The following is a 22,300-nucleotide window of genomic DNA, read 5'->3' on the forward strand; positions in this document are numbered from 1 at the left end:
ACGCTTTACGAATCCGATGAGGTTCCTCACATCGGCCGCCAGCCCAGAAAGGACTCGGGACGCGATGACTGTTCTCGATTCGATTCTCGACGGGGTACGTGCCGACGTCGCCGCCCGCGAATCCGTGCTCGACTTCGCCGCGGTCAAGGCCGCGGCCGCCGGAGCTCCCGCCGCGCTCGACGCCGCCGCAGCCCTGCGGTCACCGGGAATCGGCGTGATCGCCGAAGTGAAGCGGGCGAGCCCCTCGAAGGGTCCGCTCTCCACCATCGCGGATCCGGCCGAACTGGCCCTCGCCTACGAGCAGGGTGGGGCGCGTGTGATCAGCGTGCTCACCGAGGAGCGTCGTTTCCACGGCTCGCTGGCGGACCTCGACGCGGTGCGCAAGGCCGTCGGAATCCCGGTGCTGCGCAAGGACTTCATCGTCGGCCCGTACCAGATTCACGAGGCCCGCGCGCACGGCGCGGACGTGATCCTGCTGATCGTGGCGGCCCTGGAGCAGGCCACGCTGGCCTCACTGCTCGACCGCACCGAGTCCCTCGGCATGACCGCCCTGGTGGAGGTGCACACCGAGGAGGAGGCGAACCGCGCGCTCGAGGCGGGCGCCAGTGTGATCGGCATCAACGCGCGCAACCTCAAGACGCTCGAGGTGGACCGCGACACGTTCGCGCGGATCGCGCCGGGACTGCCGACCGACGTCATCAAGATCGCCGAGTCGGGGGTCCGTGGGACCGCCGACCTGCTCGCCTACGCGGGTGCCGGGGCCGACGCGGTGCTGGTCGGCGAGGGACTGGTCACCAGCGGGGATCCGCGAACGGCCGTCAAGGATCTCGTCGCGGCCGGGGCGCATCCGTCCTGCCCGAAGCCCGCTCGCTGACCCGTCCGCCGGCGGTCGGACCCGACGTACGTTCGACCGCGGCGACTAGGGCAGACTGGTACAGGTGAGCACAGACGATCCCGTACTTTCTGCCAAGGGCCGTGGCCTTCCCCGCATGAGCGCGGGTGTGACCGAGCGCAGCGCCCACGAACCCGATCAGGGCGGTCACTTCGGTGCCTACGGCGGCCGGTACGTGCCCGAGGCCCTGATGGCGGTGATCGAGGAGGTCACGGCCGAGTACGACAAGGCCCGCGTCGATCCGGCCTTCCTGGACGAACTGGATCGCCTGCAGCGTGACTACACCGGCCGTCCGTCGCCGGTGTACGAGGCCACCCGACTGAGCGAGTTCGCCGGCGGCGCCCGACTGCTGCTCAAGCGGGAAGACCTGAACCACACCGGTTCTCACAAGATCAACAACGTTCTCGGTCAGGCGCTGCTCGCCAAGCGGATGGGCAAGACCCGGGTGATCGCCGAGACCGGCGCCGGCCAGCACGGCGTCGCCACGGCCACCGCCTGTGCTCTGCTCGGACTCGAATGTGTCGTGTACATGGGCGAAGTCGACACCAAGCGGCAGGCGCTCAATGTCGCGCGGATGCGGCTGCTCGGCACCGAGGTGATCCCCGCGATGACCGGCTCGCGCACGCTCAAGGACGCGATCAACGAGGCGCTGCGAGACTGGGTCACCAACGCTCACAACACCTATTACTGCTTCGGCACCGCGGCCGGTCCGCACCCCTTCCCGGTGATGGTGCGCGACTTCCAGCGCATCATCGGCCTCGAAGCGAGGGCGCAGGTGCAGGCGCACACCGGCCGGCTGCCCGACGCGGTCGCGGCCTGCGTCGGCGGCGGCTCCAACGCCATCGGCATCTTCCACGCGTTCATCGACGACCCGTCGGTTCGGCTCGTCGGCTTCGAGGCCGGCGGTGACGGCGTCGAGACCGGCAGGCACGCCGCGACCATCGCGGGCGGCACGCCGGGCGCGCTGCACGGCGCCTACTCGTACCTGCTGCAGGACGAGGACGGCCAGACCATCGAGTCGCACTCGATCTCGGCGGGTCTGGACTACCCGGGCGTCGGCCCGGAGCACTCGCACCTCAAGGACATCGGCCGCGCCGAGTACCGGGCGATCACCGACACCGAGGCGATGGACGCGCTCGCGCTGCTCAGCCGCCGGGAGGGCATCATCCCCGCGATCGAGTCGGCGCACGCGCTCGCGGGTGCACTCAAGCTCGGCAAGGAACTGGGCGAGGGCGCGATCGTGCTGGTCAACATCTCCGGTCGCGGCGACAAGGACGTCGACACCGCAGCCAAGTGGTTCGGCCTGTTCCCCGACGACACCGACACCGACACGACCGACGAAGGGCAGACGAAGTGAGCGAGCAGCAGTCCCGGCTGGGAGACCTCTTCGCGCAGTGCCGGGCGGAGCAGCGTGCCGCGCTGGTCGGCTACCTGCCCGCCGGCTACCCCGACCTGCCCCGCTCGATCGAGGCGTTCGAGATCCTCGTCGAGGCCGGCTGCGACCTGATCGAGGTCGGTATCCCGTACAGCGATCCGGTGATGGACGGCCCGACCATTCAGGCCGCCGCCGACGAGGCGCTCACTGCGGGCTTCCGGGTCCGTGACGTGTTCACCGTCGTCGAGGCCATCTCGAAGGCGGGCGGCAAGGCCGTCGTCATGACGTACTGGAACCTCGTGCTCAAGTACGGCGTCGACGAGTTCGCGCGCGACCTGGCCGCCGCGGGCGGTCTCGGCATCATCACCCCGGACCTGATCCCGGACGAGGCCGCCGACTGGATCGCCGCCTCCGACAAGCACGGCCTGGACCGGACCTTCCTGGTCGCGCCCTCCTCGACCGCCGAGCGTCTCGCGATGACGGTCGACTCCTGCCGCGGCTTCGTCTACGCGACCTCCACGATGGGCGTCACCGGTGCCCGCGACGCGGTCTCCAACATGGCGCCGGAACTGGTCGCGCGGGTGCGTGCGCACTCCGACATCCCGGTCGGCGTCGGCCTCGGCGTCCGGTCGGGCGCGCAGGCCGCCGAGATCGGCGCCTACGCGGACGCCGTCATCGTGGGTTCGGCACTGGTCACGGCCGTTGCAGAGGGCCCGGCGGCGTTGCGCGCGATCACCACCGAACTCGCCGCCGGAGTCCGCTCGACTACCGTGGCGTCGTGACCTCGACTGTCGACATCCTGGCGTACATCCCGAGCCCGCCGCAGGGCGTGTGGAACATCGGCCCGGTGCCGCTGCGCGCCTACGCCTTCTTCATCATCGTCGGCATCGTCGTGGCCGTCGTCTGGGGCGACCGCCGGTGGGTGGCACGCGGCGGCGAGCAGGGTACGGTCCTCGACGTCGCGATCTGGGCGGTCCCCTTCGGCCTCGTCGGCGGCCGGCTCTATCACGTCGCCACCGACTGGACCACCTACTTCGGCGCCGGCGGGCACCCCGCCGACGCGCTGAAGATCTGGCAGGGCGGCCTCGGCATCTGGGGTGCGGTGCTGCTCGGCGGCGTCGGCGCCTGGATCGGGTGCCGCAGGCGCGGGGTGTCGGTCGCGGCCCTCGGTGACGCGCTGGCACCGGCGATCCTGCTGGCGCAGGCGATCGGCCGGATCGGCAACTACTTCAACCAGGAGCTCTACGGCCGAGAGACCACCGTGCCGTGGGGCCTCGAAATCTACGAGCGGGTCAATTCCGCGGGCCGGGCCGACATGCTCAGCGGCACCTCGACGGGCGTGGTCGAGCGGGTCGTGCACCCGACCTTCCTGTACGAGCTGATCTGGAACGTGCTGATCGTCGTGCTGCTGGTCTGGGTGGACCGCCGTTTCCGGATCGGGCACGGCCGGCTGTTCGCGCTGTACGTCGCCGGGTACTGCCTCGGCCGGTTCTTCGTCGAACTCATGCGTGACGACCACGCCACGCACATCGCCGGAATCCGGATCAACGTGTTCACCTCGGTGGTGGTGTTCGTCTGCGCGATCGCCTACTTCGCGCTCGCGAAGAAGGGCCGCGAGACGCCGGCCGAGCTGCGAATCGGGAAGGCACGCGAGGAGTTCACGGGTGGGGGAGCGCCGCAGGCGGAGACCGCGGACGGCGAGGCTGACGAGGCCGGGATCGACACGAAGACCACGAAGACAACACAGGGGGACGACACGTGACCACATCGGACGACGACTGGCAGAAGCGGATCGAGAACGGCGGCACCTGGGCCGACCCGACATCCCAGTACTCGACGTACCCGGGCGCCGAGTCGCCGAGCGCCGGCTACCCGCAGCAGTCCGGCCCGGTCTACGGGGCGCCCGGCAGCGGGCCGGGCATTCCGGCTCCGCAGGACGCGGGCGCGGGGCAGCCGTTCGGTGCCCAGCCGCCGCAGTTCCCACCGCCCGCATACGGGCAGCAGCCCCCGGTGTACGGGCAGCAGCCCGCGTACCCGCAGCAGTTCGCGCCGATGCCCGGATACGGATATCAGGGCGCGGACGCGGGGGCGCCGTTCGGCCGCGACCCGATCACGGGCCGGCCGATGTCCGACAAGTCGAAGACGACGGCCGGTCTTCTGCAGATGCTGCTGCCGTTCGTCGGAGTCTGCGGCGTGGGACGTCTCTACAGTGGCAGCACCGGGATCGGGCTCGCGCAGTTGCTCGGCTTCTGGTTCGGCGTGTTCACCCTGTTCTTGCTGATCGGATTCCTCATCGTTCCGGGCATCTGGATCTGGTCCTTCGTCGACGGGATCATGATGCTCTCGGGCAGTGTCCAGGACGGTCAGGGGCGCCAACTCCGGAGCTGATCCGAGCGGTGGCATGTCGACGCGGTGGCCTGTCGACGTGTCGCCGCGCTCGGCGGGTCACGACGCGAACCCGGCCAGGTCGGCGAGGAGTTCGGACACCGTCGCACTGTCGGCGTCGTCGAGGGTGCCGCCGCGAAGGTCCACGGACACCAGTTTCTGGTCTGGGTATCCGTCGTACGGACTTCCCGTTCCCATCCCGGGGTCGAGTCCCAGCAGCACCGACACGGTGTCACTCAGCCGGTACAGCAGCCCCTGGCCCCCCGGTCGCTTCTGACTCGGGTACGCCGGGTTCTCCCACACCGGGTCCCACCCGCGATACGTCAGGCGCAGCGCCTGACTCGGTGTCGCCGTCACCCCGGTGAAACGGGACAGCCCGCTGCCGTCGACGTCGCCCGGCAGGGGATGGTGGACGGGACGTCCCAGTTGCGGAAACGGTTGCAGGATCTCGTAATCGGCGAAGACGTGGGACCAGGTTCGCACGGTGTCGGGGATGTGTGCGGGATGCACGAGTCCGATCGGGCCGTCCGCCAGCGCGACTGTATTGCCGTCGATGTCGGCGAACGTGTTGTCCTCCGCGACCCGGAACACCACCGTGGGACGGGAGTTCTCGTCGAACGATGCCCACAGCAGGCGGCGTGCGATGTGCAGCAGCAGTGGGTGGCCGAGGACGTACTCGGTGAATTCTCCTCCGTCCCAGCGGCGCCCGGTGACCATGGACCGGTTGAATCGCTTGATCTGTTCGGCAGCAACAGTCTTCGCTTCACGTTTGAGCGCGGCGAAACGCTTCTTCGCGTCCTCGACGAGTGCAGCGTCGTCGTTCACGGTTGCCTTGGGGAGTCCGGCCGACTTCTTGCCGGACTCGTCGACGGCGAAGGGCACCAGTGCCTCCGTGAAACGGAGGGTGATCGTCCGCGGTCCGAAGTCGAGCGTCATCGTGCCGTCGGGGGACAGATCGAGGTCGGGGACTGTGCGGTCCGCAAGTTGTTCGTGGTCGAGCCCGAGGCGTTCGGCGACCTCCGCGACACGTTCCGCGGCGCCGTTCTTCAACGACTTGAACTTCATCTTTCGCGACATGCGGTCGAGTTCGGTCAGTGCCCGCGCGGAGCCGTGCGCGGCGAGGGCGTCGAGTCCTAGCTGTGCGCGGGCGGTGCCGCCATCTCCGGGCCACCTCCTGATGAGCGGCGCCAACCTGGTGACCGTCGCATCGTCACCGAGCCAACCCAGGGCGAGGACGATCCAGTTGTCCTTCGACGGGGCGCCGGCTCCCCACCACCTCTCGAACAGTTCCCATATCGCCGCGGCCAGCGACGCCCGATCGCAAAAAGAGGTCACGGTGTCGAGTCCGGCGTACGGGGCGTCTGCCGTACTGATGGCGCACATCGTCAGAATGGTTGACACTGCCGACGCGGGGAGCGCCGCCGACCGATCGGCCGTCAGTATGGGAGGCAGGGATTCGAGATACGCCCAGGCTGGCGTCGTGGGGATTCGTTTGGGCAGTACGTCGAGTGGGTCGACGTCGAGGAGCGCCCTGACGGCTTCCGCGGCGTCGGCCCCGTACTGCTCAGCCCCGTAGATGACGGTCTCCGGCGTGGTGGCACGCGCAAGCGCCCCCAGCGCGGCAGCGGCGTGATCGCGCCCAGCTCCCGCCTTGCCGACCGCGTCGGGAACCAGCAGCGTGATCGCGTCGGTGGTGTGGCGGACGAGCCACGACAGCGCCGGCCTGCGGAGATTCTTGCGGGTGGCGTACATCGTCGCGTGCAGACGCGCGACGTCGAGGTCGACATACGGCATCAGGTACGGGGCCGCCGCGCCGGGGCGGGCGCGCGCCACGCGCAGCAGCAATGGCAGGGCGTCGAGTTCGTAACGGGCGACGACTCGATGTGGCTCCCTGAGTGTCGTTGTCTCCCAGTCGGTCAGCAGCGGGCGCGCGACCTCGTCCGGGGCGAGGAGGAAGATGATCCAGGCCTCCCACTCGTTCACGTTCTGCGGTGTCGTGTTGCGGACGTACTGCCGGTACTGCTCCCACGTGGTGTACGAGTAGTCGTGCGGGGTGGCGCAAATCTCCTCGAGTTCGGCAGGCAGCCAGGCCATCCGGTGGATCACGGGAGCCGTGAGTCCGTCGATCACCGGCGGCGTGGTCGCCCGCCTCCGGTTCAACCACGGTGGCGTCACCAGGATCGCGGGTAGATCCGTCGACTCGGGCACCGTCGTCGTCAGTTCCGCGATCCGGCGCCGGGCAGGCGCGGGGAGCGTGTCCGCCAAGGCGGCGGCGAGGTCGGGGTTCTCTCGGACGTGGCGGTCGAACAGGCCTGAATCGGCCGATGCCAGGATCGTGAAGGCGCGACGGGGGTAGTGCTGTATCGCATTCAGTACCGCGGGCAGAGCGTTCTTCACGTCTGCGCGTTCGAGCAGGGCGGAGAAGGCGTCATCGGTGGGGATCGACGACAGCGCATGCAGGATGCTCAGCTGGATCGCATCGTCCTGCACGCTCCTGTACGGGAACTCGGTGTCGAAGGCCGCGGTCAGTGCCGTGGTGATCTCGGCGCCGACACCGTCCACCAGCGCAGCCAGAATCGCCTCGTCGCCGAGCCACAGTCGTGGCCCCCATCCGTCGGCGGCCCGCTCGAGCTGTGCGGTCGTGTTCGAGGACACCAGCAGATGCGTGCGCCAGCGATGCGGGATTGCGTCCAGTCCCATGATCAGCTCGTCGGACCACTCGCGTTCGGTCGGGAAAAGGTACGTCGCGGCGAGGCGCCGAGTCGTGTTCGTACGCAGCGTCTCTGCCATATCGCGTGCCGCGACGTAGTCGTCGTCTGAGGCTATGGTGAGTAGTCCGCGCATCCGGTCGAGCATGTGCTCGAGAACGGTGTAGGTCACCTGCGCGTTCGGGTCGTCGACCTGACCGAGCTGCTCGAGAACCACGTAGCGGGGCAGTTCCATCTCGTTCCCGGACGAATCGCCGTGCTGGACCCAGATGAAGTTGATGCCGTCGGGCAGATCATCGACCGGCACCCGGTTGGCCACCCGCCGCATGTCCGAGGCTTCCAGCAGTGACTGGACCGCGAATGTCGCACCGTGCCTCGCCACCCATCCGTCCACGACGAGCGTGCCCTCGTCCGGTTTCCCTGTACGTGCGAGCAGGACGGCCAGCGCGGCGGCGCCGACGGCCGAGACGTCGCCGTTCCGGTAGCGGCGGGCGGCGACGACGAGAGGGTTGGGATCGGGGTCGTTCACCAGATCCCACGCGGCCCACTGCAGGCGTTCCTCGTTGGTCTCGATCGACTGCGCGAGCTCCGCGTCAGCGCGGGGATCGACGGGGTCGACATCGGCAGCGAAGCCGCCCCGCCTCGGATGCTTCATCGGAATCCAAGCGGCAGGTGGCGCGAAGGCGGATTCGAGGTCCGTCAGATCGGAAGGGGTGGTCGGACTGTGGTTCACGCAGCTCCTCGAGGTCCCGGTCCGGTCTGTGGACGTGTCGGGAATGGTAGCGAGACGTAGGGACAGAGTCTGGACGGTTCTGGACCGCCCGGTTTGTTCGACGTCGTCCGTTTGCCTGAATTGGGCCCGCTGTGCAGGGTCTTTCCGTTGCTAGACTGGGCGCACCCGAGTGTGACGCTCGGTCCTCCCCACCTGTGCGCCACACCGGACGTCATGTGCCGTATGTGCCCCGTGCCATGACGTGGCCGCCGACGTGGAGGTGCCCAGGTGCTGTTTTCTCAGTTGCCCGAGCCGCAGGGCCTGTACGACCCCGCGCAGGAGGCCGACTCCTGCGGGGTGGCGATGGTCGCGGACATCCACGGCCGGCCCTCGCATCGCATCGTCGCCGACGGTCTGCTGGCCCTGGAGAACCTCGAGCATCGCGGAGCCGCGGGCGCCGAGCCGAACAGCGGCGACGGCGCGGGCATCCTGTTGCAACTGCCCGTCGACCTGCTCGTCGACGTCGCCGGATTCGAGCTGCCCGCCCCGACGTCCGACGGCGCCAACACCTTCGCCGCCGGCATCTGCTTCCTGCCGCAGGACCCGCCTGCCCGGGCGGCCGCCGTCGCGCGCATCCACGCGATCGCCGCAGAGGAGGGGCTCGAGGTGCTCGGTTGGCGGGACGTGCCGGTCGACCCGACGGGCGCGGACATCGGGGTCGCCGCGCGCGACTGCATGCCGTTCATGCGTCAGCTGTTCGTCGCCTCCCCAGGCCGGATCGGCGGGCTGGACCTCGATCGGGTGGTGTTCGCACTGCGTAAGCGGTCCGAGCAGGTCACCGACGAGATCGAGGCGGAGGGCAGCGGGGTGTACTTCCCGTCGCTGTCGAGCCGGACGATCGTCTACAAGGGAATGTTGACCACCGCGCAGCTGTCGGCATTCTTCCCTGACCTGCGCGACGAGCGGTGCGCCAGCGCGATCGCGATCGTGCACAGCCGCTTCTCGACCAACACCTTCCCGTCCTGGCCGCTGGCACACCCGTTCCGGTTCGTCGCACACAACGGCGAGATCAACACCGTACGCGGCAACCGGAACCGGATGCGCGCCCGCGAGGCGATGCTGGCGAGCGACCTGATCCCCGGTGACCTGCGACGGCTGTACCCGATCTGCACGCCCGAGGCCTCCGACTCGGCCTCCTTCGACGAAGTGCTCGAACTTCTCCACCTCGCCGGTCGCGGCATCGCGCACGCGGTGATGATGATGGTGCCCGAGGCCTGGGAGAACGACGCCGCGATGGCCCCCGCAAGACGGGCCTTCTACCGCTACCACGCCTCGCTGATGGAGCCGTGGGACGGACCGGCGTGTGTCACCTTCACCGACGGCACCCAGGTCGGTGCGGTGCTCGACCGCAACGGCCTGCGCCCCGGTCGGTGGTGGCAGACCGTCGACGGCCGGGTGATCCTCGCCAGTGAGTCCGGCGTGCTGGACGTCCCGCAGTCGCAGGTGCTCGCGAAGGGCCGGCTCGAGCCGGGCCGGATGTTCCTTGTCGACACCGCCGCGGGACGGGTGGTGCCCGACGCCGAGGTCAAGATGGCGCTGGCCACCGAGCAGCCCTACGACGAGTGGCTGCACGCCGGTCTGCTCGAGCTCAAGGAACTGCCCCAACGCACCCCCGTCCAGCATCCGCACGAGTCCGTGGTCCGTCGCCAGGTCGCGTTCGGGTACACCGAGGAGGACTTGCGGATCCTGCTCGCGCCGATGGCCGCCAGCAGCGGGGAACCGTTGGGCTCCATGGGAACCGACACGCCGGTCGCGGTGATGTCGCAGCGGTCCCGACTGCTCTACGACTACTTCGTCGAGCTGTTCGCCCAGGTGACCAATCCGCCGCTGGACGCAATCCGCGAAGAGGTCGTTACCTCGTTGACGAGGGTGATGGGGCCGGAGCAGAACCTGCTCGCCCCGACCGCCGCGTCGTGCCGGCAGATCGTGCTGCCGTGGCCGGTGCTCGACAACGTCGAACTGAGCAAGATCATCCACCTCGACGACGACGGCGACCTGCCGGGTCTCGCGGCGACGGTGCTGCGGGCGCTCTACGACGTCGAGCGCGGCGGCGAGGGCATGGCCGAGGCGATCGAGGACCTGCGTGCCCGTGCCAGCGCCGCGATCGCCGCGGGCTACCGCATCCTGGTGATCTCCGACCGGGACTCCGATCACGCGCACGCCCCGATCCCGTCGCTGCTGGCCGTCTCGGCGGTGCACCACCACCTGGTGCGCACCAAGGAACGCACCAAGGTCGCACTGGTGGTCGAGTCCGGCGACGCGCGCGAGGTGCACCACTTGGCGCTGCTGATCGGCTTCGGGGCGGCGGCGGTCAACCCGTATCTGGCGATGGAGTCGATCGAGGACCTGGTCAGCGAGGGGGAGCTGACGGGCGTGGAACCGGCTGTCGCCGTGCGCAACTACCTGACGGGTCTCGGCAAGGGCGTGCTCAAGGTGATGTCGAAGATGGGCATCTCCACCGTCGGCTCGTACACCGCAGCGCAGGTGTTCGAGGCGATCGGCCTCGACCGCGACCTCGTCGACGAGTACTTCCGCGGGACCGTCAGCAAGCTCGGTGGCGTCGGCATGGACGTGCTGGCCCGGGAGGTGCGCATCCGGCACCGACTGGCCTATCCCGACAACCCGACCGACCGGGTGCACCGCCGCCTCGACGTCGGCGGCGAGTACCAGTTCCGCCGCGAGGGCGAGCTGCACGTGTTCACCCCGGAGACGGTGTTCCTGCTCCAGCACGCCACCCGTACCGGCAAGCACGAGGTGTTCGCTCGGTACAGCGAGGAGGTGAACCGGCTCGCGGCCGAGGGTGGCGCGCTCCGCGGCCTGTTCCGGTTCCGTGAGGGCCTGCGCCAGCCGGTTCCGCTGGACGAGGTGGAGCCCGTCGAGTCCATCGTGACCCGGTTCAACACCGGTGCGATGAGCTACGGATCCATCTCGGCGGAGGCGCACGAGACGATGGCGATCGCCATGAACAACCTCGGCGGACGGTCGAACTCGGGCGAGGGCGGCGAGGACGCGGACCGGCTCTACGACTCGCGCCGGCGCAGCGCGGTCAAGCAGGTTGCCAGCGGGCGGTTCGGCGTGACCAGCGACTACCTGATCAACGCCAGCGACATCCAGATCAAGATGGCCCAGGGCGCCAAGCCCGGTGAGGGTGGCCAGTTGCCTGCGTTCAAGGTTTACCCGTGGATCGCCAAGACGCGGCACTCCACGCCTGGGGTCGGGCTGATCTCACCGCCGCCGCACCACGACATCTACTCGATCGAGGACCTCGCGCAGCTGATCCACGACCTCAAGAACGCCAACGAGCAGGCCAGGGTGCACGTCAAGCTGGTCAGCTCGGTGGGTGTGGGCACGGTCGCAGCGGGGGTGTCGAAGGCGCACGCCGACGTGGTGCTCATCTCCGGGCACGACGGGGGTACCGGTGCGTCGCCGCTGACCTCGCTCAAGCATGCGGGGGCACCCTGGGAGATCGGGCTCGCCGACGCGCAGCAGACGTTGGTGCTCAACGGACTTCGGGACCGCATCACGGTGCAGTGCGACGGCGGCATGCGGACCGGCCGGGACGTGATCGTGGCCGCGCTGCTCGGGGCGGAGGAGTACGGATTCTCCACCGCACCGCTGGTGGTCGCCGGTTGCATCATGATGCGGGTCTGCCACCTCGACACCTGCCCGGTGGGCGTGGCCACCCAGAATCCGGTGCTGCGCAAGAGGTTCACCGGCAAGCCGGAGTTCGTGGAGGAGTTCTTCCGGTTCGTTGCCGAGGACGTCCGGGTGTACCTGGCGCAGCTCGGGTTCCGCAGTGTGGACGAGGCGGTCGGACACGCCGACGCGCTCGAGACGGCGGAGGGCGTCGCGCACTGGAAGTCCCGCGGCCTCGACCTGTCGTCGATCTTCACGATGCCGACCGACCGTGCGGGGGACCGGCTGCCGCAGCGACGACGGCAGCGCGACCAGGACCACGGGCTGGACCTGGCGTTGGACCGCAGCCTGATCCAGCTCGCGGAGGGCGCGCTCGAGGACGCCCACCCGGTGCGGCTGCAGTTGCCGGTGCGCAACGTCAACCGCACCGTCGGCACGCTGCTCGGCGCGGAGGTGACCCGCCGCTACGGCGCAGCCGGCCTGCCGGAGGACACCATCCGGGTGGAGCTGACCGGGTCGGCCGGACAGTCCCTCGGTGCGTTCCTGCCGCCGGGTGTCACGATCGAGATGATCGGTGACGCGAACGACTATGTCGGCAAGGGACTCTCGGGTGGCCGGATTGTCGTCCGGCCTGCCGCCGACGCGCTGTTCGAGGCGGAGGAGCAGGTGATCGCCGGCAACACCATCCTCTACGGGGCGACCTCCGGTGAGGTGTTCCTGCGCGGTCAGGTCGGTGAACGCTTCTCGGTCCGCAACTCCGGGGCGACCGCGGTGGTCGAGGGGGTCGGCGATCACGCCTGCGAGTACATGACCGGTGGACGGGTGGTCGTGCTCGGGCCGACCGGCCGCAACCTGGCGGCGGGCATGTCCGGCGGCATCGCCTACGTACTCGACCTCGATCCGTCGAACGTGAACACCGCGATGGTGACCCTGCAGCGGCCGGACCCCGACGACCTGGCCTGGCTGCGCGAGACCATCACCGCGCATCGGGATCGGACCGGGTCACCGGTGGCGGCGTCGGTGCTGGCCGACTGGCCGCGGCGCAGCGCACTGCTCACTAAGGTGATGCCCACCGACTACGAGCGGGTGCTCGACGCGACCCGCATGGCGCGCGCCGAGGGGCGTGACGTCGACTCGGCGATCATGGAGGCTGCTCGTGGCTGATCCGCAGGGTTTCCTGAAGGTCCGGAAGAAGGACGCACCCAAGCGGCCGATCGCGCAGCGGGTGCGCGACTGGCGCGACGTGTCCGCACCGCAGCCCGCCGCGGAGCGGGCCAGGGAGGTGGCCGAGCAGGCCACCCGCTGCATGGACTGCGGAGTTCCGTTCTGCCACTCCGGTTCCGCGGGGTGCCCGCTCGGCAACCTGATCCCGGAATGGAACGACCTGGTGCGGAGGGACCGGTGGTCGGCGGCCGGTGACCGCCTGCACGCGACCAACAACTTCCCGGAGTTCACCGGGCGGGTGTGCCCCGCGCCGTGCGAGGCGGCCTGCGTGCTCTCGATCGCCGAGAACGACACCGGCGGCGCCGTGACGATCAAGCGGATAGAGCAGGCCATCGCCGACGCCGCCTGGGAGGGCGGCACGGTGGCCGCACAGCTGGCGACCATCAGCACCGGCAAGTCGGTCGCGGTCGTGGGTTCCGGGCCTGCGGGTCTGGCGGCGGCGCAACAGCTGACCAGGGCGGGTCACGACGTCACGGTCTTCGAGCGTGACGACCGGCTGGGCGGGCTGCTGCGGTACGGCATCCCGGAGTTCAAGCTCGAGAAGGCGGTCGTGGAGCGCAGGCTGGGCCAGATGCGCGCCGAGGGAACACATTTCGTCACAGACTGTGAGGTCGGTGTCGATGTCACGGTGGAGCAGTTGCGGGCCCAGTTCGACGCGGTGGTGCTCGCGGTCGGCGCGCTGCGGGCACGCGACAACGCCACCGTGCAGGGTCGCGAGCTGGTGGGAATCCACCTCGCGATGGAGCATCTCGTGCTCTCCAACAGGGAGTGCGAGGGCGACGGCGCCACCCCTGTCACGGCGAAGGGCAAACACGTGGTGATCATCGGTGGCGGCGACACCGGGGCGGACTGTCTCGGCACCGCGCACCGGCAGGGCGCGCTCTCGGTGACCCAGCTCGACTACCACCCCGAGTTGCCGACTGCGCGTGACGACGACCGATCGCCGTGGCCGGCCTGGCCGATGGTGCTGCGCACGTCGCCCGCGCACGCGGAGGGCGGTGTTCGTCGGTACGAGGTTGCGGTGCAACGGTTCCTGGGCGACGAGAGCGGGCACGTCCGTTCGATGGTGCTGGCCGAGGTGACGGTCACTCGCGACGCCGCCGGCCGCCGGCACGTGACTCCGGTCGGTGAGGAGGTCGAGTTGCCCTGCGACATGGCACTTTTGGCCATCGGATTCGAGGGCGTCGAGTACAGTCGGATGCTCGACGACTTCGCGCTCACGCTGACCGGACGTGGCACCCTCTCGTGCGGTCCGGACTGGCAGACCACTGCACCGGGCGTGTTCGTGTGCGGGGACGCGCACCGCGGCGCGTCGCTGGTGGTGTGGGCGATCGCCGAGGGGCGCGCGGCCGCGCACAGCGTCGACGAATTCCTCACCGGGCATTCAGATCTGCCGTCTCCCGTGCATCCGACGGCGCTTCCGCTGGCGGTCCTGTGACGGGGAGGTGACGCAGCGGTGAACGGCCTGTCAGCGAACTTCCTCAGCGGGGGTACGAATGGATCTGAATCGGTTCACCGACTAGGCTCGTCATCGTGACTCGACGGACAAAGATTGTGTGCACCCTGGGACCCGCAACCGCGACCGGGGACCGTATCCGAGAACTCGTCGAAAGTGGCATGGACGTCGCCCGGCTCAACTTCAGCCACGGTGAGCATGCCGACCACGAGGACAACTATCGGCGGGTGCGTGCGGCCTCGGACGTGACGGGCAAGGCGGTCGGCATCCTCGCCGACCTGCAGGGTCCGAAGATCCGTCTCGGCCGCTTCGCTCAGGATCGCACGGTCTGGGAGAACGGCGAGCAGGTCCGGATCACCGTCGACGAGTGCGAGGGCACCCACGACCGGGTCTCGACCACCTACAAGGAGCTGGCCCGTGACGCCAAGGCCGGTGACCGCCTGCTCGTCGACGACGGCAAGGTCGGCCTCACCGTCACCGCCGTCGACGGCAACGACGTCGTGTGCACGGTCACCGAGGGCGGGCCGGTCAGCAACAACAAGGGCGTGTCGCTGCCGGGCATGAACGTCTCGGTGCCGGCGCTGTCCGAGAAGGACATCGAGGACCTCGAGTTCGCACTGCGCCTGGGTGTCGACTTCATCGCGCTGTCCTTCGTCCGGTCGCCCGCCGACGTCGAGCTCGTGCACGCGGTGATGGACCGCGTCGGCCGACGCATCCCGGTGATCGCGAAACTCGAGAAGCCCGAGGCGATCGAGAACCTCGAGGCGGTGGTGCTCGCGTTCGACGCGGTGATGGTGGCCCGCGGCGACCTCGGTGTCGAACTGCCGCTCGAGCAGGTGCCGCTCGTGCAGAAGCGCGCCATCCAGATCGCGCGGGAGAACGCGAAGCCGGTCATCGTGGCGACACAGATGCTCGAGTCGATGATCGAGAACTCGCGTCCCACCCGCGCCGAGGCCTCCGACGTCGCGAACGCGGTCCTCGACGGTGCGGATGCGGTGATGCTCTCCGGCGAGACCTCGGTCGGGAAGTTCCCGATGGAGACCGTGCAGACGATGGCCCGGATCGTCGAGGCCGTGGAGAGCGAGTCCACCCGGGTGCCACCGCTGACCCACGTGCCGCGCACCAAGCGTGGCGTCATCTCCTACGCGGCCCGCGACATCGGCGAGCGGCTCGACGCCAAGGCGTTGGTGGCGTTCACCCAGTCGGGCGACACGGTGCGTCGGTTGGCGCGGCTGCACACCCCGCTGCCGCTGCTCGCGTTCACCCCGCTGCCCGAGGTGCGCAGCCAGCTGACCCTCACCTGGGGAACGGAGACGTTCCTGGTGTCGCCGGTCTCGACGACCGACCAGATGATCGGTCAGGTGGACACCGCGCTGCTCTCGCTCGGCCGGTACAACAAGGGCGACCAGGTCGTGATCGTCGCCGGCTCCCCGCCCGGCACGGTCGGCTCGACCAACCTCATCCACGTGCACCGGATCGGAGAAGAGGACCACTGATCCGGTCCTCCCGGAATCTGCCGGTCTCGCCCGTGACCGTCGCCGGAGTCCCGTCTGCGCAGTAGGCTCGTCCAACCTGATTCGCTCACAGTTGGAGAGGACCACTCGGTGACAGACGCGGGAGCAGCGGCACGGCAGCGCGCGCAGGATCTGGACGTCCTGCTCGATCTGCTCGACCTCGAGCAGATCGAGCAGGACGTGTTCGTGGGACAGCATCCGGCGCAGGCCCAGCTCGGTAGTCGCACGTTCGGCGGTCAGCTGGTCTCGCAGGCGATCGTCGCCGCGGGCCGAACCGTCGACGGTGACCGCCCGGTGCACGCGATCAACGCCCACTTCATCCGCGGCGGCGACGTCAAGGCGCCGATCGAGTACCGCGTCCAGAGACACCGGGACGGTCGGGCGTTCGCGAATCGACAGGTCACCGCGTACCAGGACGGCCGCGAGCTGATGGTCGTACTCGCAGCGTTCCAGGACTGGGGTCGCGGACTCGAGCACGCGGTCGAGGTGCCGGAGGTGCCGTTCCCGGAGTCGTTGCCGCCCTTGGGCGACCACTTCGTCGGGTACGAGGACCGGCTGCAGATGTTCGTCAACGCGCTCAAGCCGATCGACATGCGCTACGCGAACGACCCCACCTGGATCCTCAAGGGCAGCGGGGAGAAGCTCAACCACAACCGGGTCTGGATGCGGGCGGACGGGCACCTGCCCGACGATCCGCTGCTCCACGTCGCGACGATGGGATACGCCTCGGACACCACCGTGCTGGACTCGATCATCACCACGCACGGACTGTCCTGGGGCCTGGACCGGATCGTCGCGGCGACGGTGAACCACTCGATGTGGTTCCACCGGCCGTTCCGATTCGACGACTGGACCCTGTACGCGACCGAGTCGCCGGTCGCCGCGGGCTCGCGTGGTCTGGCGACCGGCCGGTTCTTCTCCCTCGAGGGCGAGTTGCTCGCTACGGTCGTGCAGGAGGGCCTGATCCGGCACTTTCCGAAGCGGGGCTGAGCCCGGGACAGGGGGTGGCAGTGGGCTTCTCGACGCTCGCGTTCAACTCGGCGATCGCCCTGCTCGGGCCCGCGCTGGCTTACCGGCAACGTTGGCACTTTCCGGTGGTGCTCGGTGAACTCGTCGCGGGGGTGGCGGTCGGCGCGACCGGTCTCGGTCTGCTCGACGCCACCGACCCGACACTGACGTTCCTGGCGGACATCGGGTTCGCGCTCGTCATGTTCGTCGCGGGAACCCATGTGCCGATGCGGCAGAAGGCACTTCGTCCGGCGCTGGCGCGGGGCGCAGTGCAGGCGATCGTGGTGGGAGTGCTGGCCGTGCCCGCCGGCCTCGGCGTCGCGACGGTCTTCGACACCGGACACGCGCCGTTGTACAGCGTCCTGATCGCGTCCTCCTCGGCGGCGCTGGTGCTGCCGATCGTCGACTCGCTGCGCCTGGGCGGGACTTCGGTGCTGCAACTGGTCGCGCAGGTCGCTGTCGCCGACACGGCGTGCATCGTGGCGCTGCCACTGGTCATCGACCCGGCGCACGCGCCGCGCGCCGCGCTCGGGGCGCTTGCCGTCGCCGGGTGCGCGGTCGCGGTGTACTGGTTCTTCCGCGCACTCGAGTACCACGATCTGCGCGGCCGGCTGCATCGGGTGTCCGAGGACCGCAAGTTCGCGATGGAGCTGCGGGTGAACCTGTGCATCCTGTTCGGTCTCGCGGCGCTCGCGGTGTGGAGCCATGTCTCGATCATGTTGGCGGGCTTCGCGCTCGGGCTCGCGGTCGCCGCGGTGGGGGAGCCGCATCGGCTGGCGCGCCAGCTGTTCGGCATCACCGAGGGCTTCTTCGGTCCGCTGTTCTACGTCTGGCTCGGCGCCTCGCTGAATCTCCGCGAACTGGTGGACCGGCCCTCCTACTCGGTTCTCGGGGTAGTCCTGGGCCTTGCCGCGGTGGCGGTGCACTGTCTGGCCCGGTTCCTCGGTCAGCCGCTTCCGCTCGGCGCGTTGGCGGCTGCGCAGCTCGGAATTCCGGTCGCGGCCGCGACGATCGGTACTCAGCTGCACCTGCTGAGTCGGGGCGAGGCTCCGGCGCTGCTGCTCGGCGCCCTCGTCACGATCGGAATCGCCTCGGTGGCGGGCGGTCTCGCGACGCGACGTGGTTTGACGAAGTCGTAGTGCCGAGGGTCGCTCGGCGGGTTAAACTTCGCCATCTTTCTCGCCCGTCGATCGGGGGATACGAATGTCGCAATCGTCCGGACTGGACTGGAACAACGAAGCACTCCACACCTTGTTCTGGACGCTGAGGGCGTTCGGAATCTCGGCCGTGTGCCTTGTCGTGATCGCGGTCCTGCTGTTCCGGTTCACCCGATGGGGACGCCAGTTCTGGCGGATCAGCGGCGCCTACTTCCGTGGCCGGGACAGTGTGCGGACGTACGCGCTCCTGGCCGCCGTGCTGTTGCTCACGGTGTTCGCGGTCCGCATGACTGTGCTCTTCACGTATCAGGGCAACGAGATGTACACGGCGCTGCAGAAGGCGGCGCAGGGATTTGCGCAGGGCGACACCGATGCGCTCGATGCGGCGGAGTCGGCGTTCTGGCGCAGCCTGTGGATCTTCGGAATTCTCGCGACGATTCACGTGGCGCGCTCTCTGCTGGACTACTACGTCGGGCAGGCCTTCGACATCCGCTGGCGGCTGTGGTTGACCGAGCACGTGACGACCGACTGGCTGCACGGGCGGGCCTACTACCGCGGTCGGTTCGTGGACGCCAGCATCGACAATCCCGACCAGCGTATTCAGGCAGACATCACCGACTTCGTGCAGACTTCCCGCACCCTGTCGATGGGTGCGGTCGGCGCGGTGGTTTCGCTGGTGTCCTTCACCAAGATCCTCTGGGACCTGTCCGGACCGATGACGGTGTTCGGTACCGAGATCCCGCGCGCGATGGTCTTTCTCGTGTTCGTCTACGTGCTGGTGTCCACCGTCGTCGCGTTCTGGATCGGTCGCCCGCTGATCAGGCTCAACTTCTGGAACGAGCAGCTCACGGCGAACTTCCGCTACGCGCTGGTGCGGGTTCGCGACAGCGCGGAGAACGTCGCCTTCTACCGGGGTGAGGGTGTCGAGCGCCACGGGTTGTTGTCTCGCTTCGCCGCAGTGATCGCCAACTACTGGCGCCTGGTGTTCCGGACGTTGAAGTTCGACGGTTGGAACCTCGTCGTCAACCAGATCTCGGTGGTGTTCGCGTTCATCATCCAGGCGCCGCGGTTCTTCGCCGGCACCATCACCCTCGGCGACATGACACAGTCCTCGCAGGCCTTCGGCCAGGTACACGACTCGCTGTCCTTCTTCCGTGAGTCGTACGGCACCTTCGCCGGTTACCGCGCCAGCCTGATCCGACTCAACGGGCTGCTCACTGCCGACGGTGAGTCGCGGGGGTTGCCCACGATCGACACTGCAGAGCTCGCGAATGCCTTGGAGCTCACCGGTGTTCATGTCCGCAAGCCTGACGGCGACGCGCTGATCACCGGCCTCGACCTGCGGATGGGCCCCGGCGACACATTGGTGGTCAAGGGTCGTTCGGGCAGCGGCAAGACGACTCTCCTGCGCAGCCTGGCCGAGATGTGGCCGTACACCGAGGGCGAGATCCGGCGGCCGGCCGGAATCGAGACGCTGTTCCTCTCACAGATGCCCTATCTGCCGCTCGGCGACCTGCGGGCGGCCGTCGCCTACCCGGGGACGACCGAGCGGCTCGACGACGACACGATTCGCGAGGTGCTGAACAAGGTGCAGTTGGGCAACCTGGTCGAGCGGCTCGACGAGGAGGCGGACTGGGCGAAGATCCTCTCGCCGGGTGAGCAGCAGCGCATCGCCTTCGCCCGGATCGTGCTGATCCGGCCGAAGCTGGCCTTCCTCGACGAGGCGACCTCGGCGGTGGACGAGGGGCTCGAATACTCGCTCTACAGCCTGATCCGCACCGAGGTGCCCGACTGCATGCTCGTCAGCGTCAGCCACCGCAGCACCGTCGATCAGCATCACGCTCGCCAGTTGGAGTTGGCGGGGGACGGCCCGTGGGAGTTGTCGCCGGTCCCGGTCTAGACACAGGTCAGCCCCACGCGCCGTGCACCCGGGCGACGTGCATTCAGTCAGCGGACTGTCGCGGTTTCTGAAGGATTCCTCCCGGAAAGCGGGAGGAATCCTTCAGAAACCGAACGACACCGACCGGGTCAGGGCCGCCAGCCGTTGGGCATGTGCTCGTCGGCGAAGGCGAGTTTGATGCGAATCAGTTCCGACCGGTTGGGCCGGCCGGACTTCATCAGCAGTCCCTCGTGTTCGGCCTGCTGGTCGTACTGCTGGATCTGACCCGCGTCCATCTTCACGCCGACCAGGGGACGAACGGGTCCGGGCCTAGGCATTCCGCCCACCTCTGTGACGTTCGGCTGGCAGCGATGCTGTCGTTGCCGGCTGTGTACTCGCGCTCAAGGTGACCTCCCCGGGATCGTCGACCGCGTTGTCGTGCCTGGTAATGGGGCATTCGGTGTGGCCGAACGCGTGGAGCCGATGTGCTGGCAAGCAATGTAGCGAATCCGGACATACCAATTAGTTGGTTTGGCAATTTTTCTGGACGGTTGTCCGGTACTCCCGTGGGGTGGGACGGAGATCGCCCGATCGTGGGCCTGGCGGGGAGGATGGGCCCGGTGAACGCAACCGACCCGGTCTCCGAAATCCAGTCCCTGCTCGCACGATTGGCGCACCTCGCCGACGACGGGACGGTCGAGGAGTACCTGTCGAACTTCACCGCGGACGCGGTGTGGCAGTCCTCGGCCAACCCCGCAACCGGGATGGCGGCACAGAGTCGGGTCGGCGTCGCCGAGATCGAGGCCGGCGTGCGAGCGCGTCGCGCGTCGGGCATCCAGGGCCCGGGGACGGCGACGCGGCACGTCCTGTCCACGGTGGCGGTGACGGCGTCGGGCGGCGACGAGGCGACGGCCACCGCGTACTGGACCTTCTACGTCGAGACGACCAGCGCGCCCCGACTGTCGAGCGTCGGCCGCTACGACGACGTGCTACGTCGCGAGCACGGCAGTTGGCGCCTGGCGCGTCGCGTCGTGACGATGGGGTAGTGGGAGGCGTGGGTCACGATCGGATAGCGCTCCGGGGGCGCGACCTCGGCGTATAACGATTCCTCCGAGTCCGCGTGCGCGCCGGGACATCGGGAATACCGTGGAAACCACGGTGCGACTCATGTTACTGGTGTGACGGAGGTCGATCTGATGCGTGCCACAGCGCGATCCGGACCGTCCCGGCTGCGGTCGGTGATACTGCTGCTCGTCGCGGCAGTGATCCTGCCGATGGGGGTCGCATTGGGCGCCGCGGGGACGGCGGTCGCGAACCCGTACGACCGCCTGCGTGAGGACTGGGTGCCCGCACCCGGTGGGGTCGGGCAGATCAAGGTGCGCATGTGGCTGGCCGACAACGGCAGCAACCGCGCGGTGTACCTCCTCGACGGCATCCGCGCCACCGACGACGTCAGTGGCTGGGAGCACGAGACCAACGCCGCCTGGCTCTCCGACCACGGGGTCAACGTCATCGAACCGGTCGGCGGCGAGTCCAGTTTCTACAGCGACTGGTACGCCCCGAACAACTTCACCAATCAGCCGTACACCTACATGTGGGAGTCCTTCCTCACCCAGAACCTGCCCGACCACCTCGCACGGACCTACGGCATCAGCCGGTCGAACAACGCGGTGGTCGGGCTGTCGATGGGCGGCAATGCGGCCCTGATCCTGGCCGCGCGCCACCGTGATCAGTTCAGTTTCGCCGGCACACTGTCCGGTTACCTGAACCTGTCCGCACCCGGCATGCGGGAGGCGATCCGGATTGCGATGCTCGACGCGGGCCGGTACAACTCGGACTGCATGTGGGGCCCGCCGTGGGATCCCGCCTGGCTACTGCACGACCCGTTCGTCCAGGCGGAGGGTTTGCGCGGACTGCCGATGTGGGTCTCGGCGGGTAGCGGGCTGCCCGGACCACAGACCCGGCCGGTGTACCCGATCGACTACTTCAACACCGCGACCGGGATGGGTCTCGAGGCGCTCTCGCTCGCACAGACGCGGGCGTTCCAGGTCCGGCTGTTCACGATGGGAATCGACAGCGCGCACTTCGACTTCCCGGCCGTGGGTATTCACGCGTGGCCGTACTGGCAGGACCAGCTGTGGGCGATGCTGCCGATGATGAAGGGCGCGATCGGGGCCTGACCGGTGGCGGGGTGGCGGTGAAGGATGCGACCTCCGCGTCCCTTCCCGAAGTTCACCGCACGGCTCTCTCGCGGATCCGAATGCAGGACGTCCAGGTCGGCCGGACGGGCATCC

General features: G+C 68.8%; 15 protein-coding genes. 13 read left to right on the forward strand and 2 right to left on the reverse strand.

Annotated elements, in window-relative coordinates; all coding sequences use genetic code 11:
* The first annotated feature begins 64 nt into the window (after positions 1-64).
* The 5 genes from trpC (at position 65) to FK531_RS22515 (ending at position 4,655) form a co-directional block, all read left to right on the forward strand.
* A complete protein-coding gene (gene trpC / locus FK531_RS21365; protein WP_142103089.1) occupies positions 65-874 on the forward strand; it encodes an indole-3-glycerol phosphate synthase TrpC in 810 nt (269 codons plus the stop codon).
* A gap of 115 nt (positions 875-989) precedes the next feature.
* The gene (gene trpB / locus FK531_RS21370; protein ID WP_142103091.1) at positions 990-2,249 is read left to right on the forward strand and encodes a tryptophan synthase subunit beta; all 1,260 of its coding nucleotides are present in this window, start codon (positions 990-992) and stop codon (positions 2,247-2,249) included.
* Positions 2,246-3,049, forward strand: coding sequence for a tryptophan synthase subunit alpha (gene trpA / locus FK531_RS21375; protein ID WP_142103093.1), 804 nt, complete (start codon positions 2,246-2,248; stop codon positions 3,047-3,049). The genes trpB and trpA overlap by 4 nt, the downstream gene beginning before the upstream one ends.
* Positions 3,046-4,029, forward strand: coding sequence for a prolipoprotein diacylglyceryl transferase (gene lgt, locus FK531_RS21380; RefSeq protein WP_142103095.1), 984 nt, complete (start codon positions 3,046-3,048; stop codon positions 4,027-4,029). The genes trpA and lgt overlap by 4 nt, the downstream gene beginning before the upstream one ends.
* Positions 4,026-4,655 carry a TM2 domain-containing protein gene (locus FK531_RS22515; RefSeq protein WP_181763068.1) on the forward strand — a complete coding sequence of 210 codons (630 nt, stop codon included), beginning with the start codon at positions 4,026-4,028 and terminating at the stop codon, positions 4,653-4,655. The genes lgt and FK531_RS22515 overlap by 4 nt, the downstream gene beginning before the upstream one ends.
* 57 nt (positions 4,656-4,712) lie before the next feature.
* Here FK531_RS22515 and FK531_RS21390 read toward each other — a convergent pair whose 3' ends face one another.
* Positions 4,713-8,015, reverse strand: a complete 3,303-nt coding sequence (locus FK531_RS21390; RefSeq protein WP_142103097.1) for a DUF4132 domain-containing protein — start codon at positions 8,013-8,015, stop codon at positions 4,713-4,715.
* A gap of 345 nt (positions 8,016-8,360) precedes the next feature.
* On the opposite strand from FK531_RS21390, the gene gltB reads away from it, so the two are divergent.
* The 6 genes from gltB (at position 8,361) to FK531_RS21420 (ending at position 20,027) form a co-directional block, all read left to right on the forward strand.
* Positions 8,361-12,932 (forward strand): glutamate synthase large subunit, encoded by a 4,572-nt coding sequence (gene gltB, locus FK531_RS21395; protein WP_142103098.1) that lies wholly within the window; start codon positions 8,361-8,363, stop codon positions 12,930-12,932.
* Entirely contained in the window at positions 12,925-14,430 is a 1,506-nt protein-coding gene (locus tag FK531_RS21400; protein ID WP_142103100.1) for a glutamate synthase subunit beta, read from the forward strand. Before gltB ends, FK531_RS21400 begins: the two co-directional genes overlap by 8 nt.
* Before the next feature lie 95 nt (positions 14,431-14,525).
* Positions 14,526-15,944 (forward strand): pyruvate kinase, encoded by a 1,419-nt coding sequence (gene pyk / locus FK531_RS21405; protein ID WP_142103102.1) that lies wholly within the window; start codon positions 14,526-14,528, stop codon positions 15,942-15,944.
* A 108-nt stretch (positions 15,945-16,052) separates the two neighbouring features.
* Positions 16,053-16,952, forward strand: a complete 900-nt coding sequence (locus tag FK531_RS21410; protein ID WP_142103104.1) for an acyl-CoA thioesterase — start codon at positions 16,053-16,055, stop codon at positions 16,950-16,952.
* Positions 16,953-16,972: 20 nt separating this feature from the next.
* A complete protein-coding gene (locus FK531_RS21415; RefSeq protein ID WP_142103232.1) occupies positions 16,973-18,109 on the forward strand; it encodes a cation:proton antiporter in 1,137 nt (378 codons plus the stop codon).
* A 64-nt stretch (positions 18,110-18,173) separates the two neighbouring features.
* Complete coding sequence (locus FK531_RS21420) at positions 18,174-20,027, forward strand: ABC transporter ATP-binding protein/permease (RefSeq protein ID WP_142103106.1); 1,854 nt, start codon at positions 18,174-18,176, stop codon at positions 20,025-20,027.
* Between the two features lie 128 nt (positions 20,028-20,155).
* Here FK531_RS21420 and FK531_RS21425 read toward each other — a convergent pair whose 3' ends face one another.
* Entirely contained in the window at positions 20,156-20,344 is a 189-nt protein-coding gene (locus tag FK531_RS21425) for a hypothetical protein (protein ID WP_142103108.1), read from the reverse strand.
* Positions 20,345-20,626: 282 nt separating this feature from the next.
* Here FK531_RS21425 and FK531_RS21430 point away from each other — a divergent pair, with 282 nt between their 5' ends.
* Both FK531_RS21430 and FK531_RS21435 read left to right on the forward strand, forming a co-directional pair.
* Positions 20,627-21,052, forward strand: coding sequence for a nuclear transport factor 2 family protein (locus tag FK531_RS21430; RefSeq protein ID WP_246098309.1), 426 nt, complete (start codon positions 20,627-20,629; stop codon positions 21,050-21,052).
* Positions 21,053-21,202: 150 nt separating this feature from the next.
* A complete protein-coding gene (locus FK531_RS21435) occupies positions 21,203-22,186 on the forward strand; it encodes an alpha/beta hydrolase (protein WP_142103112.1) in 984 nt (327 codons plus the stop codon).
* Positions 22,187-22,300 lie beyond the last annotated feature (114 nt).

Origin of the sequence: Rhodococcus spelaei (assembly GCF_006704125.1) — a bacterium.
Classification (GTDB): domain Bacteria; phylum Actinomycetota; class Actinomycetes; order Mycobacteriales; family Mycobacteriaceae; genus Rhodococcus_G; species Rhodococcus_G spelaei.

Excerpts from the sequence above, each read along its gene's own strand:
- trpC (WP_142103089.1), top strand. The coding sequence starts at position 65 with ATGACTGTTCTCGATTCGATTCTCGACGGGGTACGTGCCGACGTCGCC.
- trpB (WP_142103091.1), top strand. The coding sequence starts at position 990 with ATGAGCGCGGGTGTGACCGAGCGCAGCGCCCACGAACCCGATCAGGGC.
- FK531_RS21390 (WP_142103097.1), bottom strand. The coding sequence starts at position 8,015 with ATGAAGCATCCGAGGCGGGGCGGCTTCGCTGCCGATGTCGACCCCGTC.
- FK531_RS21420 (WP_142103106.1), top strand. The coding sequence starts at position 18,174 with ATGTCGCAATCGTCCGGACTGGACTGGAACAACGAAGCACTCCACACC.
- FK531_RS21425 (WP_142103108.1), bottom strand. The coding sequence starts at position 20,344 with ATGCCTAGGCCCGGACCCGTTCGTCCCCTGGTCGGCGTGAAGATGGAC.
- FK531_RS21435 (WP_142103112.1), top strand. The coding sequence starts at position 21,203 with ATGCGTGCCACAGCGCGATCCGGACCGTCCCGGCTGCGGTCGGTGATA.